The organism is Paraburkholderia sp. BR14374, from assembly GCF_040948685.1.
In the GTDB taxonomy this organism is placed as follows: domain Bacteria; phylum Pseudomonadota; class Gammaproteobacteria; order Burkholderiales; family Burkholderiaceae; genus Paraburkholderia; species Paraburkholderia youngii.
The window spans coordinates 60905-74884 of sequence record NZ_JBFPKF010000009.1 but is presented as its reverse complement, the minus strand read 5'-3'; the positions used below and the strand labels follow the sequence as shown (position 1 = coordinate 74884).

At 60.3% G+C, this 13980-nt stretch carries 13 protein-coding genes and 4 pseudogenes; 9 read left to right on the top strand and 8 right to left on the bottom strand.

Going from position 1 to position 13980, the window contains the following annotated elements:
• Window positions 1-102 precede the first annotated feature (102 nt).
• The 3 genes and pseudogenes from AB3X86_RS21740 to AB3X86_RS21730 all read right to left on the bottom strand — a co-directional run.
• Window positions 103-399: pseudogene (locus tag AB3X86_RS21740) on the bottom strand (DDE-type integrase/transposase/recombinase); the annotation flags it as partial.
• Between the two features lie 43 nt (window positions 400-442).
• Window positions 443-880, bottom strand: a pseudogene (locus tag AB3X86_RS21735) (galactose oxidase); the annotation flags it as partial.
• Window positions 881-1059: 179 nt separating this feature from the next.
• Window positions 1060-1188, bottom strand: a complete 129-nt coding sequence (locus tag AB3X86_RS21730) for an RICIN domain-containing protein (protein ID WP_368597711.1) — start codon at window positions 1186-1188, stop codon at window positions 1060-1062.
• On the opposite strand from AB3X86_RS21730, the gene AB3X86_RS21725 reads away from it, so the two are divergent.
• On the top strand, window positions 1151-1369 hold the full coding sequence (locus AB3X86_RS21725; RefSeq protein ID WP_368597718.1) for a hypothetical protein: 219 nt from the start codon (window positions 1151-1153) through the stop codon (window positions 1367-1369). The genes AB3X86_RS21730 and AB3X86_RS21725 overlap by 38 nt on opposite strands.
• Before the next feature lies 1 nt (window position 1370).
• Here the strand turns inward: AB3X86_RS21725 and AB3X86_RS21720 are convergent, their stop codons facing one another.
• Window positions 1371-2015 carry an SCO family protein gene (locus tag AB3X86_RS21720; RefSeq protein WP_368597710.1) on the bottom strand — a complete coding sequence of 215 codons (645 nt, stop codon included), beginning with the start codon at window positions 2013-2015 and terminating at the stop codon, window positions 1371-1373.
• Between the two features lie 1271 nt (window positions 2016-3286).
• On the opposite strand from AB3X86_RS21720, the pseudogene AB3X86_RS21715 reads away from it, so the two are divergent.
• From AB3X86_RS21715 to AB3X86_RS21695, 5 genes and pseudogenes are all read left to right on the top strand, one after another.
• A pseudogene (locus tag AB3X86_RS21715) lies at window positions 3287-3475 on the top strand (IS110 family transposase); the annotation flags it as partial.
• Between the two features lie 280 nt (window positions 3476-3755).
• Complete coding sequence (locus AB3X86_RS21710; protein ID WP_368597709.1) at window positions 3756-4109, top strand: transposase; 354 nt, start codon at window positions 3756-3758, stop codon at window positions 4107-4109.
• A gap of 12 nt (window positions 4110-4121) precedes the next feature.
• Window positions 4122-4394: pseudogene (locus AB3X86_RS21705) on the top strand (IS3 family transposase); the annotation flags it as partial.
• Window positions 4395-4444: 50 nt separating this feature from the next.
• Entirely contained in the window at window positions 4445-5407 is a 963-nt protein-coding gene (locus AB3X86_RS21700) for a glycosyl hydrolase (RefSeq protein WP_368597587.1), read from the top strand.
• Between the two features lie 39 nt (window positions 5408-5446).
• Window positions 5447-5779, top strand: a complete 333-nt coding sequence (locus AB3X86_RS21695) for a hypothetical protein (protein WP_368597586.1) — start codon at window positions 5447-5449, stop codon at window positions 5777-5779.
• A 13-nt stretch (window positions 5780-5792) separates the two neighbouring features.
• Here the strand turns inward: AB3X86_RS21695 and AB3X86_RS21690 are convergent, their stop codons facing one another.
• Window positions 5793-6578 (bottom strand): hypothetical protein, encoded by a 786-nt coding sequence (locus AB3X86_RS21690; protein WP_368597585.1) that lies wholly within the window; start codon window positions 6576-6578, stop codon window positions 5793-5795.
• Window positions 6579-6668: 90 nt separating this feature from the next.
• On the bottom strand, window positions 6669-7541 hold the full coding sequence (locus AB3X86_RS21685; RefSeq protein WP_368597584.1) for an endonuclease/exonuclease/phosphatase family protein: 873 nt from the start codon (window positions 7539-7541) through the stop codon (window positions 6669-6671).
• Window positions 7542-7785: 244 nt separating this feature from the next.
• On the opposite strand from AB3X86_RS21685, the gene AB3X86_RS21680 reads away from it, so the two are divergent.
• A complete protein-coding gene (locus AB3X86_RS21680; RefSeq protein WP_368597583.1) occupies window positions 7786-8478 on the top strand; it encodes a phosphatase PAP2 family protein in 693 nt (230 codons plus the stop codon).
• Here AB3X86_RS21680 and AB3X86_RS21675 read toward each other — a convergent pair.
• Entirely contained in the window at window positions 8473-9366 is an 894-nt protein-coding gene (locus AB3X86_RS21675) for an SDR family oxidoreductase (protein WP_368597582.1), read from the bottom strand. The two genes, AB3X86_RS21680 and AB3X86_RS21675, sit on opposite strands and share 6 nt — an antisense overlap.
• Window positions 9367-9468: 102 nt before the next feature.
• On the opposite strand from AB3X86_RS21675, the gene AB3X86_RS21670 reads away from it, so the two are divergent.
• Window positions 9469-10326: a helix-turn-helix transcriptional regulator gene (locus tag AB3X86_RS21670; RefSeq protein ID WP_368597581.1), complete on the top strand. Its 858-nt coding sequence runs from the start codon at window positions 9469-9471 to the stop codon at window positions 10324-10326.
• Between the two features lie 87 nt (window positions 10327-10413).
• The gene (locus AB3X86_RS21665) at window positions 10414-12330 is read left to right on the top strand and encodes a potassium transporter Kup (protein ID WP_368597580.1); all 1917 of its coding nucleotides are present in this window, start codon (window positions 10414-10416) and stop codon (window positions 12328-12330) included.
• Between the two features lie 20 nt (window positions 12331-12350).
• Here AB3X86_RS21665 and AB3X86_RS21660 read toward each other — a convergent pair whose 3' ends face one another.
• The gene (locus AB3X86_RS21660; RefSeq protein WP_368597579.1) at window positions 12351-13937 is read right to left on the bottom strand and encodes an alpha-amylase family glycosyl hydrolase; all 1587 of its coding nucleotides are present in this window, start codon (window positions 13935-13937) and stop codon (window positions 12351-12353) included.
• Between the last annotated feature and the right edge of the window lie 43 nt (window positions 13938-13980).

Sequence of the window (13980 nt, the reverse complement as noted above, 5' to 3'; positions counted from 1 at the left end):
TGGCCGTAGGAATCGGCAGTCCGTAGGATTCCTTCTGATTACCGGGTGTGCTTGACCAGGTTCGGCTGCGCTCCAGCCATACCAGCCGTCGAGACGTTGCTTCAGATGGGCACGGTGAGTAGCAGCGTCCATGCGGTGACGGTGTAAGGCGAAGTGTTGCCGGATCGGTCCGAAGCTCGACAGAAAGCGCTGCGTGCGTCGTGGATCACGGAAACCCTGCATCTGGCGCTCACGCCGGCGCGTCGGCTGGTGGCTGTTTTCCGCCCGGTCGTTCACCCGGGCCGAACCCTTCACGAACACGTGTTTCACATTGGCCAGCTGTGGCACCTCGGCCTTTGCCGCCGGGTAGCTGCGCAACTAGTCGGTGACGATCTTCCGGGGCACCGGGTGCGAGCGCAGCCGTGAACGTCACGGGTACCCGCCGCTGCTCGTTGTTGACCGCGTGGGTCGACGAAGACGAGCGCATCAACGCAAAGGCCGTGATGCCACTGCTGCCCGTCACGGCGATCGATGTCCCGAGCTGTGCTGTGGTCGGCGCGGCCGTGAGGGTCGGTCGGGTTGCCGGCGAGCAGTCCGCGTTCAGCAGGTACGGCGGCGTCAGTATTTCGAGGTTCGTATGATTTGTTGAGCAACTTCCGCACAGTCCACCGCCGCCGCTCAATACGCGACCGTCCGGCAACTGCAGTCCGATGCTGTGATAGTTACGCGGCACGGCTTGCGGCGGGAGCACCGAAAAAGTCTTCGTGGTAGGGTCCCACAACTCTGGCGCCAGCACGGCAGTGTCGTCCGAAAACGCTATCGCGTACGCCTCTCCGCCTAAGACCACCACCTGGCCGTTCGGCAAGACCACGCTGGTGTGAAAGGCGCGGCGGTAATTCATCGGCGTAAGCGATTGCGTCACCGCGGTGCCGCTACTGATGTCGATTAGCGTGGCGTTCGCAGTCGCGTTGGCATACTCGTAGCTCGTCGCACCGCCTGCAGCCAAGATCTTGCCGATATCGTACATAACGGCGTTGCCGTTCATTGCATCGGTATCGCTGCCCCGGTTGCCGGCAAGCGTCAGGTTGCCCCCGCCGGCGGTATCGAACAAAGCCCGTTGTTCTGGGTCAGTGTCCAAAGCTCGTTATTCTGACCATTGCAGGTCCACTCGATGACCGAGGCGCCAGGTGTTGTCGATATGGCGCTCACATCGGCGCACAAGCTCGTGCCGTTAATGGTGATCGTGCTCGATGTCTGCGCGTCCGCCGTCGCGGGGAACATTGAAAGCACCGGCAAGAATGCAATTAGCAGCAATGCTCTCACGCACCTGTCGAATCACTGCGACATGAACCTAAGCGATTTTTTTCGTGACATGTTCTCAGTCCAATAGGTTACACACGCCCTAATGCGCCCAATACCTCGCAAACTTGATCCGCGCGGGGCAGGTCATCGCTCCGCCAGCGCAACATTGCGTTAGCGTCGAAGCAGTAGATTTGGGTCGAGTGATCGGCAATGTTGCCGAGTGGCAAGGTGCTGCCCGAAAGCGCTGTGCGCAGCCGGTCGACGTCCTGCAACGTCGGCGTGGCCGCCCACCATTCGGGTCCGGCCTGGAAGCGCTTGAGCCATGCGTGCAACGCAGGCGGCGAGTCGGAAAGCGGATCGATTCCGATCGACACCAACTGAACGGGATAGCGATGCTGCAACTGCGATATCCGTTGCTGAACGGTGCTGAACAGCGCACCTTGCAAAGGACAAACTGAACTGCATCCTGTGTAAATCGTCTGCAACGCAGTCACTTTCCGATGCAACAGGTCGGTTAGAAGCTGCTTCTGGCCGCTTTGATCGATCACCCAGTAGTCGTCGAGACGAATAGGCGGCGTGACGAGTCCCACGCTTGCGTGGTGCGCATATAGCGGAAAGGGAATGCCGGCTAACGCCACCGCCGATACTCCACGCAACAGCGCACGGCGACTCGGGCTTCGTACCGGCGCGCGCGCACGCAACGCCGCGCGACCCGGCGCGTGTTGATCAAACATGAATGTAATCTCCCGCAACGTGTAACGATCTTCAGAACTATTCGTCGCCATCTCTCACTGTTGTTACCCGCGCGGCAAATGTGCAGACGTCGCGCGCGACGGCTAACGGTCGCTCTCTCACTGGTGAGCGTAGCAGGGAACCTTCCGGAAAATGACAGCGTCTGGCCCGCGACTTGCTGCGTTTTGTGAGGTCGGCCACATAACCGTGAACCTCCGGGAACTCGCCGTTCAGAAGGCCCGAGCAAAGCTCTTTTTTGACTTGCAGCTCTCGAGTTGCGCACTGAATTAGTGAATGCGGGGAGTGGAGAAGCGCTTCGCGCCGATCTTTTATTTTCAAAAGCACTAAATCGAAGCGTCGTGAGATCAGCATTTCGCGATTTATTTATTGCGACTTGGGCAGTCCCACCGAAAGGCCTCGACGGCCTCTCTTTCTAAAAATCATACTAACGAATTCAACCAAGTTTTCAGCTATCCTTTACCGACACGCCTCCATCTCACAGATTTCGTTGTTACGCTTGGTTACGACCAGGGGCCAAGTTTTGCTCCGTTTCTGTATCATTCGTTTCGTCAGATCAGTCAGGGAAAACCTTGGTCGTTTCCATCAGTACAACTTCGCAATTTGCGACGAATCACCGAATCGTGCTTTTTGAATGTAATGCATTACGCGAGTCCGGCAACTGTGCCCTTGACAAAAGCGAATCATTAGTTAGTTATACTCCGTGTTGTTGCGTAATTATTCGTAGCGACGTCCTTATCGCCCGGACGTTGTTCGCTTTAGCGGCCAAGGTTCATCGACCTTGATAGAAAGATGTCCTCTTTCGGCAGACTCTCTCCAAGACTAAAACCATCATTCGTCAACTTCCTGAGATCGCAAAAACTGTTTCAGTACTTGCATTTACCGCGGGAGTTCTGAGCCTTGCAGGTTGCGGCGGTGAAACAAGCGATGATGGCAGCACGCAGTCCGTGACTGCCAACACCTCCCTCTCTGCCAACGCAGTCGCGAACGCGACTACGAATGCGTACAGCAACGGCGTAGTGCCCACCGATAACGGTTCGCCGCCGGTTCAGGCGAACGGTCAGCCTTATAACCGCGCCCAGGTCCAACGGGCGGGACAAGGCGATTGAGCCGTTTCGCGACGATCAAATACGAAAGCCGCATATCCCGCGCAAGACCATTTGCAATCGTGACGTCAGCGACAGTTGACTCACGTGTTTGACTGCTCCGCGCCGGCGTAGAAGGGACCGGCACCTATGGAGCGGGTTTGGCGCGCGTGCTGCGCGATCACGAGATTGAAGTACTTGAAGTCAATCGCCCCGACCGGGCGACACGTCGGTCTCGAGGGAAGTCCGATCCCACCGATGCAGAAAATGCAGCCCGCGCGGTTCTTTCCGGAAAAGCAACTGCTATTCCCAAGGAGCAGTCCGGCGCTGCCGAAGCAATGCGCGCCGTCTCCGTTGCCAGACGCAGCGCTGTAAAAGCGAAGACGCAGGCCATCAATCAGTTGCGGGCTTTGCTGGTCAGCGCGCCACAGGAAATTCGCGAGCGCCTTCTGAAAACGAAGACAGCGGAATGCGTTGCGAGCTGCGCCCGCCTGCGCTCGCTGGGCAACACGCCCATGTTGCAAACGTTGACGACCACGTTGCGCCTGCTGGCTAAACGCTGGCTGGCGCTGGCAGAGGAGCTCAACACGCTCGATGCCATGCTTGATCGCCTGACCAGCCAGCACGCCAGCCGGCTTCGTGAGAGATTCGGTGTTGGCCCACAGACCGCTGCAGTGCTCGTCGCCGTCGCAGGCGACAATTCCGAACGCCTCAAAAGCGAGGCTTTGTGGCACGAGCCCGTTGCAGGCATCGTCTGGCAAAACGGTCCGGCATCGCTTGAACAGGGGCGGCGACCGGTCTGCAAACAATGCCTTGTGGACCATTGCGATGGTGCGGATGAGAAGCGACCCTCGGACCCGTGCTTATGTCGAGCGTCGGACCAAAGAAGGCATGTCGAACAAGGAAATCCACCGCTGCCTCAAGCGCTATATCGTGAGGGAGCTGTACCCGCTCATCCTCGCGGATCTGGCCGAGTCAACGCGTGTCCCTTGACATAGGAGCGTCAATGCGCCCACGCAGAGCTTCTTCAATAGCCTGAAGAACGAACGGGTTCATGCCACTCGTTACCGGACGCATCGGGAAGCCGTTGCGGACTTGTTCGAATATATCGAGGTGTTTTATAACCGCAGTCGTCTTCATTCATCGCTCGGCTTTGTTTCTCCGACCCAATTCATGCAAGACTGGCTCAAGGCTCAGCAGGCGAAAGATACGGCTGCATATCCCGAGGGAGCGGGGATCAGACGGCGCTCAACGAATGCTCAAAAGACCTGGATCTGATTGCCGGATTGGGCGTCGGTACGGTTCGCCTCGGTGTTTCGTGGGACTTCATGACACTGGCCGACGGCAGCACGCTGGACCCCAATAAGGTGGCTTTTCTGAAGGGGCTTCTGAACGCCGCACGCACGCGCGGCATGAAGATTCTTTTCGAGGTGGGCATGTACGCGCCGTCTAGCGCATACCAATGCTCGGCCACCCAGAATCCGCCGAGCGGATCGTCGCCGCGACTCGACTTCTGCGACGCAACGTTCACCAAGTATCTCGGCTCGCTGATGGACGTCGTTCTGCCCTTCACGGCTGATATCGAACTGTTCAATGAGACCAACTGGTCGTTCTCCGCTTCGGACCCGTCTTACGGCGATCCGAACGGTATCTCCGGCTACATTCTGAATCGCAGCAAGACGCTCTATTCGGAAACCAAGCAGGTCCTGAACACGAAGAGCCAGTCGGGCTACAAAACGGTTCTGCACACTCAGGGCATCTCGTACTTCTACAACTCGGCGTATCCGAATAACGGCTGGCTACCGCCCGCAGGCAACCAATTGATCCAGGCGACCGACTACATCAATGCCATGGGCAACAACACGAAGAGTGCTTCCGGCCCGTTGAACACCACGATCGACGTCGTCGACGTTCACCCGTACTTCGGCAGCGCCGAGTACAACACGCTGGTGCAGGCATTCGTGACTACCGTGTCGAACCTCGTGAGCAGCGGTGCGAAGCCGATCTGGCTGACCGAGACCAACAATGGCACCAACGGTACGGACGCTGGACAAACGGCCGCATTCAATCAGTTGAAGATTCTGATGAACAACGGTTCGGTGGCAAAGGCGTTCTGGTATGTCGTGCGTAACGGCGATCCGAGCAATGGCGAGGGTGACGGCTACTCGATCTACGACTACAACCGTAACCTGATTCGCCCGCAGCTTGCAGCCGCGATTCAGGCCTACACGGCAACCATTCCGAGTTCGGAACGTTTCCTGTCGGGTTCTTATCTGACTCCGATCCAGTAAGCCTGCCCGTGTAGCCCATGAATGAAGGGAGCGCCGACTATGGCGCTCCCTTCTTTTTTGCCGTTTGGATACGCGCTGCGTGCGATCGCTCACGCCAGGCGGCGAACTCGTCCGGCAGGGGACGAGTCAACTCAGCGCCGTGCCTTTCTTCTTTTCTTCGGCTTCGGTTGCGTGAGTGCAGCGCTCCAAAACGCGGAGGCCGCGCGTTTGGCCGCCGCCGTCGTTCGTACCCGCGCCGAGTTGGCGATGGTATTGGCGCCGCTTAGCCACATGCTCAGGAACGGGTTCTTCCTGGTCCAGGGATTTTTCATGTCAGCCTCGATTAAACGAATGTCCAGCGAGCATGCAATGGCTATTCCCGAACATTTGTAGCCTCTTCGCTCTACTACCGCATCGCTCGCCCAGCAGGACGCTGCGGTAACCAAATCACGCACAGGGCCATGAACGAAACCAGAATCACCGATGCATAGAGTCGGCTGATCTCGAACCCACCTTGAGATACGGGTTTGTCGAGCAGATCTCCCAAGGTCGCGCCGAGCGGACGCGTCAGGATGAACGCCGCCCAGAAAATGGCGGTCCGCGACAGCCGCGACCAGTAGTACAGCGCGCCGACGATCAGCAGACCCGCACCGAAGATCAAAGCGCCGTTCTCATAGCCGAGCCCCAATCCGCCTTCGTCCGATCCCGCCATCCAATCGCCCAACGCCGTACCCAGTGTCTGCGAAAAGAGGATCGTCACCCAATAGAACCACTCGGCTCTCGGCGTGGTTACGCTCTGCACTGACACCGTACCTTCCGATTTGTACCAGATCCCCAAGCTCGCAACCAGAAGCGCGAAGACGATCATGACGCCGCCAGGATAGCCAACTCCCACGGATCGATCGAAGAAGTCGGCCAGCGTGGTACCGAGCGTGGTCGTTGCGACGATGGTCGCCCAATAAAGCGTGGCATTGAACCGCTCCGCCCTAATCAGCCCTGCGACCAGCGCAATAAAAATAACTGCAAAGATCCCGGTGCCGATCAGATAACCCAATTTGAGCGACATGGTCACCCAATCGCCGCCCGTTTCACCAAGTGTCGTGGCGGCGATTTTGATGATCCAGAAGCCCAGCGTGATCTGAGGGACTTTGCTGACTGCATGCGGGCGAATTTCCGATCGGCTGCTATTCATGTGAGGTGCGCACTATTCTGATAGCTTGAACATAGGCTCGACCATCGCAGAACAACTCTTAACAGGGCCTTAAGCATTCCCGCAGAAGTTTCAACGCAGTTCCAGCCACATCGGCTGATGATCGGACGAGCGGCTGTGCGGATCGACATCGCACGACGCAATGCGTGTGCCCAGGTCTTGCGTGACGAAAACGAAATCGCACGCGAATGGTCCGTCGGGCCATTGGTCGTGATCGTAAAGGCCCACCGTCGCAGCCCGCGGCTCGCCGGGGTGCGCGCGGGCCCACGCATCGACGAAGGTCGGCGCGTCGGCGATCGGTTCGAGCATCCGGCAAAACGCGGTGTCTTCGAACGCGCTGTTGAAGTCCCCGCAGACAACCGCGCTGAGCGGACGCGCCGTATCGGCAAACGGGCTGTCCGGCTTTTCACCACGCGCGGGAAAGTGCGCGTGATTGCATGCTTCCTGATGCAACTCGCGCAGTCTCGCCACTTGCGCGAGCCGCTGTTTCTCCGAATAGAACTCGAGGTGCGTGCTGATGACACGAATCGGACCGACGTCGGCTTCGAGCACCGCTTCGAGCGCGACGCGCAGCATCGACGGCTTGGCGGGATCGGCAGGCCACGGCAGCGAATGGCGCAGCACCTGACGAACCGGTAAGCGGGTCACGATGGCATTGCCGAACTGCCGGCGATGACGGCTTGCGCCCAGCGAAGGCAGGTCGGAGCCGATCGCATCGAGCACGGTCATTTCCGGAAGCAGAGCGGCAAGTTCGGCGAACTGATCGGACGACGGCGCGCCTTTCAATCCGCCTGCAGCCGGTGCTTCATTGAAGCCGCGCGTGACTTCCTGCAGACACAGCACGTCGAAGTCGCACAACGCGCGTGCTTCCCGCGCGATCCGGCCCAGGTCGACGCGGCCGTCGACACCGCAGCCCCACTGAATATTCCAGTCGACCAGTTTCATGATGGCCTCCTTGAAAGATCCGACTATCGGTCATCGCTGCGCTTGGCGCTGTTACGGAAACAACTTTCGACAGAGCGATTTCAACCCGTATTTCGCATTGTGATCAGCGATCGCCGGGTCACCGAAAGTTAGCGATGAAATTGCGGAGTAAAAGTTGTCAGTGAAAGTAAGCGCCAAAAAATGCCGTGCGCGCGATGAATTATGCTGATACTCATCCGCGACCGGTTCAATTCTTTAGAAAATAATGAATAGCTTCGATTTACCCATCGAAACATATCTATCCAACATACATTTCAGTCATTTCGCGACGCTATCCATACAAGCCATCGACAACCTGTACACCTTCAAAGGTCTCGTACTCGTTCCCGTGCTGTGGTGGATGTGGTTTCAGCAAGACGAATGCCGCGAATGGCGGCGAGAAATGGTTCTCGCGACGGTTGTCAGCGGCCTCGCGGCGCTCTTCGTCGGAAGAGTGCTGACTCACTGGTTGCCGTTCAGGGTGCGCCCCGTCTATGACCCCGAACTGCATCTGAGCTTCGCCAGCGGCGATATCAAGGACGCAGTGCTGACCAACTGGAGTTCCTTCCCGAGCGATCACGCGATGCTATGGATGGCTATCGCCACCGGCATCTTCCTCGTGTGGCGGGGCATCGGTGTGCTGGCGCTTCTCTATACCGCGCTGTTCATTTGTCTTCCGCGCGCCTATCTCGGCTTTCACTATCCGACCGATTTGCTGGTGGGCGCCGCGGTGGGGATCACGATCACCTTGATCATGACGCGCGACGCGATCCGCACGCGCTACGCGACGCCGGTGCTGCGATGGATGGACCGCCACCCGGGGCCCGCTGCGACGCTAGCCTTTATTCTGTGCCTCCAACTCGTGACACAGTTCGACGAACTGCGCAGGCTCGCGAGCGGCATATTGAAACATCTATGATGCAACGTAGCGCGCTTCGTTCAGATCCGACAGTAGCGTGGGACCGGTCGGCCGCCAGCCCAAACGCGCCTGCGTCTGCGCGCTCGATGCCGGCATATCGAGCGCGGCGAACATCGCCATCCATCCGAAGTACGCCTGCGCTTCGCCGCGCGCGATCGAGACGACCGGCAACTTCAGGCCGCGCCCCAGCGCTTCGGCGATCTCTCGTGCACTAACACCCTCTTCGCCGACCGCGTGATAGCGCGCACCGCGTTCGCCCTTCTCGATCGCAAGCCGGTACAGCCGCACGACATCCGACAGATGCCCGGCCGGCCAGCGATTACGTCCTTCCTCCACATACGCGCACACGCCTTTGTCCCGAGCGATCTGGATGAGCGGCGTGATGAGGCCTTGCCTGTATGGGTTATGCACTTGCGGCAAGCGCATCACCGACACGTTGACGCCGTCCTCCAGTAGCGCATTGCCGGCCATCTCGGAGCCGATGCGCGGGTTCGGGTGGCTGGTGTTGAACACGTCCTCGACGGCCGGCTGCCCGTTGTCCCGGCTGCCGACGCCCGTGCCTGAAGTGATCAGAAGCGGCCGATCCGAGCCCGCGAGCGCCGCGCCAAGTGATGCGATCGCACGCTTGTCCTTCTCGCAGTTCTCCACGAAGTGCGAGAAGTCGTGATCGAAAGCAAGATGTATGACGGCGTCGGCCTTCGCGGCGCCGCTGCGCAGGCTGTCGGTATCTTCGAGCGTGCCGCGATGCACCTCCGCACCCGCTGCGACGAGCGCCTGCGCGCCCTGATCGGAGCGGGTCATGCCGATCACCTGATGGCCGGCTTCGATAAGTTCGGGCACCAAAGCCGAGCCGATAAACCCGGTTGCGCCTGTCAGAAAGATTCGCATGGTCAAGTCTCCAGAATAGCCACCGACGCACTATGCGATCATTCGCTATGCTATTGAAGTAGTGAGCTTATCCCGGTAAAGCGACTAACAGGTTAACGCCCAATGAACACCGCCCAGTCCCTTGGAGACTTTCTGCGCAGCCGCCGCACGCGGCTCGATCCGGCCAGCTTCGGCTTCTCGGGCCGCAGGCGAACGCCCGGATTGCGCCGGGAAGAAGTCGCGCAGCGCGCGAATATCAGTTCGACCTGGTACACCTGGCTCGAGCAGGGCCGCGGCGGCGCGCCGTCCGCCGCGGTGCTGGAGCGCATCTGCGCGGCGCTGTTGCTGACCAACACGGAGCGCGAACATCTGTTCATGCTGGGTCTCGGGCGCCCGCCGGAAGTGCGCTACCGCTCCACCGACGCAGTGGACCCGCGCTTGCAGCGCGTGCTCGATTCGCTCGATCCGAGCCCGTCGATCATCAAGACCGCGACGTGGGACGTGGTCGCGTGGAATCGCGCGGCAGCCGTCGTGCTGACCGACTACAGCGCGCTGCCGCCGGGCCAGCGCAACATCCTGCGCTTCCTGTTCGGCGATCCCGACGCCCGCGCAAAACAGCATGACTGGGAGAGCGTCGCCCGCTCCGTCGTAGGGACGTTCCGCGCGGACGTCGCACGTGCGGGGCTCGCCTCCGAGGTGGGCGATCTGGTCGACGATCTGTGTCGCGAGAGCCCCGACTTCGAACGCATGTGGCGCGAAAACCAGGTATTCGGCCACAGCGAAGGCCGGCACGTTAAGCGCCTGCTGCATCCTGCGTTGGGAACCATCGAAATGGAGTATTCGCTGTTCGCCGTCGATGGCCGGCCAGACCTGAGCATGCTCGTCTACACCCCGCTCGACGCGCGAATTGCCGCGCGCATCCGTAGCGCCGTTTCATCGATGGACGAGACTGACAGCGCCGCGCCCCTCAGCACTGCGTGATCGGCTTCGACAGTCGAGCGCGGCCGACGGATCGCGCTTCGGCCCACAAATTGCTCGTACGGCATCGCACAACCTTCGTGTAAAAAAATGCCTGAGCAAAAGTGGGAGCAACGCGACGATTCGTCGTCTCGCCGCCAGCGCGGCGGCGGCACGCTCGTGCTAGGCGCACTGGGTGTCGTATTCGGCGACATCGGCACGAGTCCGATCTACGCATTGCGCCAAGCCGCCATCGAAACCGGTTCGATCGACGTGCAGGTCGTGATGGGCACGCTGTCGATGATCGTGTGGGCCGTCGTCATCGTCGTCATACTCAAGTACGCGTGGTACGTGATGGCCGCCGACAATGAAGGCGAAGGCGGCATCATCGCTCTGACGGCGCTGGTTCGATCGGGCTATGAGGACGAAGGGCGGCGGGTGCCGCGTGCGCTGCTGCTCGCGGGACTCTTCGGCGCCGCGATGTTCTATGGCGATTCGATGGTAACGCCGGCCGTATCCGTGCTGTCGGCCGTCGAGGGACTGAGCGAGATCAGTTCATCTTTCGATCCATGGGTCGTGCCGATCGCGGCAGCCATCCTGATCGCGCTCTTTTCGTTTCAGCGACGTGGCAGCTCGGTGGTCGGGCGCGCATTCGGTCCCGTGATGGCCGTGTGGTTTCTGTCTCTTGCCTCGGTCGGGCTGTATCGGGTCGCGCAACATCCCGTCGTGTTGCATGCGCTATCGCCGCGATGGGCCGTATCGCTGATGATCGGCCATCCCCGCATCGCATTCACGATTCTCGCCGCCGTGATTCTCGCGCTGACCGGAGCGGAGGCCCTGTATGCCGACATCGGTCACTTCGGACGCCGCGCGATCCGTATTGCGCTCTTCGCCATCGTGTTTCCGTCGATCATCATCGGCTACTTCGGGCAGGCAGCAACCCTGTTGTTCGTGCCCGGCTCTTTTCACCAGCCGTTCTTTCACGCCGCGCCGCCGTGGGCGCTCGTGCCGAGCGTCATCATCGCGATGCTCGCGACGGTCATCGCTTCGCAAGCGGTGATTTCAGGCGCATTTTCAATGACGAGTCAGGCGATCGAACTGGGCTTTCTGCCGCGCCTGCGGGTCGTCGAAACGTCAACAGAGCGGCCCGGACAGGTCTATTCGCCCGCCGTCAACCTGATCCTGTTCGTGGCGGTGCTGTTTCTCGTGCTGGCGTTTCGAAGCTCGTCGAACCTGACTTCGGCGTACGGCATCGCAGTCGCGCTGACGATGCTGATCACCACGATCCAGATGATCAGCGTGTCGCGCAACGTCTGGCATTGGCCCCGCTACGGCGTGGCGCTCGTGAGCGCGCCGTTGCTCGTCGTCGACGTGACGCTGGTATCCGCGAACGTGCCGAAAATCGCTTCCGGCGGCTGGTTTCCTGTCGCCGTCGGGCTGATTCTTTTCGTGCTGATGTCGACCTGGAATCGCGGACGCGAGATTGCCGCAACCCATGCGAACGAAGCCGATGCGCTCGACGCGTTCCTGCGCGACGCGCTAGCCGGTCCCGAACCCCCGGCGCGCGTGCCAGGCACCGCGGTTTATCCGGGCAACGCATCGGGCAAGACACCGGCGACATTCAAGAGCAACATCCGCCACAACCGCGTGCTGCACGAGACGACGATTTTCTTCGCCAACATTTCGGAGTCGGCGCCGCGTATCGATGACGAAACGCGCGTCGACGTGCGAGACCTCGGCAACGGATGCTTCGAGATCATTGCGCATCATGGGTTCGTCGAGCGCCCCAACCTGCCGCGACTGCTTGAATCGCTGGCGGGTCGGTTCGATGGCTGGCACTACGATCCCAGGCACACCACGTTTTTCCTGCCGCGCGATGAAGTGATCAAGGGACGTACGCACGGCAGCATGACGCGCTGGCGCGAGGCGCTGTTCGGACAGATGGCGTTTCATTCCACGCCCAGCGCGGAATACTATGGGCTTCGAGCGGAAGACGTCGTTGAACTGGGCATTCAGGTGGCGCTTTGAACCAGCGACTCATCTACCGTTCACGATGGCGAGTCGACGATCACGATGACCGCCTCGCTGGCAGCAAGCAAATTGGCGCCCTGAACGAAAGCGTCACCGATGCGCGTGGTCACCGTCGATAGCAGCACCATGCCCGCGCGCGATTGCACGGTGGCAGCTTCGGCACCCATGTTCAGCGCAATGAACAGACATTGATTGCCGGAGCGCCGCTCATAGGTCAGCACGTCGCCATCGGCAACGACATTCTCTATCGTGCCCCGCACGAGCGCGGCGCTGCTGCGGCGCAGGCTCAGCAAACGCCGATACAGCGACAACATGCTCGACATGTCGCCATCCTGTTCGCGTACGCTCGTCGCGGTCGCAATCGGCAACCACGGTCTGCCGTCCGTGAAGCCCGCATTCGGCAGCGCGCCATCCCATTGCATAGGCGTGCGCTCGGGATCGCGTCCCTGGCAAATGCCCGGTTGACGGAGCTCGGCCGGGTCCTGAATCTGATCGGACGGGATATAGCCGTCCGTCATGCCGATTTCATCGCCGTAGTAAAGCGTCGGCGTTCCTCGTAGTGTCAACAGCAGCACAGCGGCCACACGTGCCTGTGCCGCGCCGACGCGCGACGCAATGCGCGGATAGTCGTGGTTTCCCAGCACCCAGTTCGGCCACGCGTATTCGGGCAACGCAACGTCGTAATCGCGGATCATGCGGGCGATGTTCTCCGCATTCCATCTCGCGCTGAGCAACTGAAAATTGAACGGCATATGCGCTCCTTCGCCGTTCACGCCGTAATACTTCACCAGTTGCGCAACCGTCAGATAGATTTCGCCGATCAGCACGCGCTCGCCGTATTCGTCCAGCGTGGCTCGCATCGAGCGGACGAGTTCATGTACTTCCGGCTGATCCTCGGTGTAAATTTGCAACAGTCGATGATGGTCCGGCTCGCCGGGCAAATAGCCGGGATTGGGCGGATTGTCGCGAAACTGCGCGTCCTTGATCAACAGCCACAGCACGTCCACGCGGAAGCCGTCCACGCCGAGGTCGAGCCAGAAACGCAGCACCTGGTCCATCGCGCGGCGCACTTCGGGGTTCCGCCAGTTCAGGTCAGGCTGCTCGCGCAGAAACGCGTGATAGTAGTACTGCCCCGTCACCTCGTCCCACTCCCACGCCGAGCCGCCCATGCGGCTCAACCAGTTGTTCGGCGGTCCGCCATCGGGCGCGGGATCGCGCCACAGATACCAGTCCCGTTTCGGATTGTCTCGCGACGAGCGGCTTTGCTCGAACCACGGATGCCGGTTCGACGAATGATTCGGCACGAAATCGAGCAGCACCTTGAGCCCGAGCCGATGCGCGTGGCCCATCAATTGCTTGAACCCGTCCAGCGTGCCGAACATCGGATCGATGTTGCAGTAGTCCGCGACGTCATAGCCAAAGTCGGCCATCGGCGAGGGGTAGATTGGGGAGATCCACACCGCATCGACGCCTAGGGCCGCGACGTATTCAAGGCGCGCGCTGATGCCGGACAGATCGCCGATGCCATCGCCGTTACTGTCCTGAAACGAGCGCGGATAGATCTGATAGATCACACCGCGTTGCCACCACGCCAGCTCCGACATTGCAATTCCTCTCCACGATCGATTGTTTAGGCGCCCCGCGCGG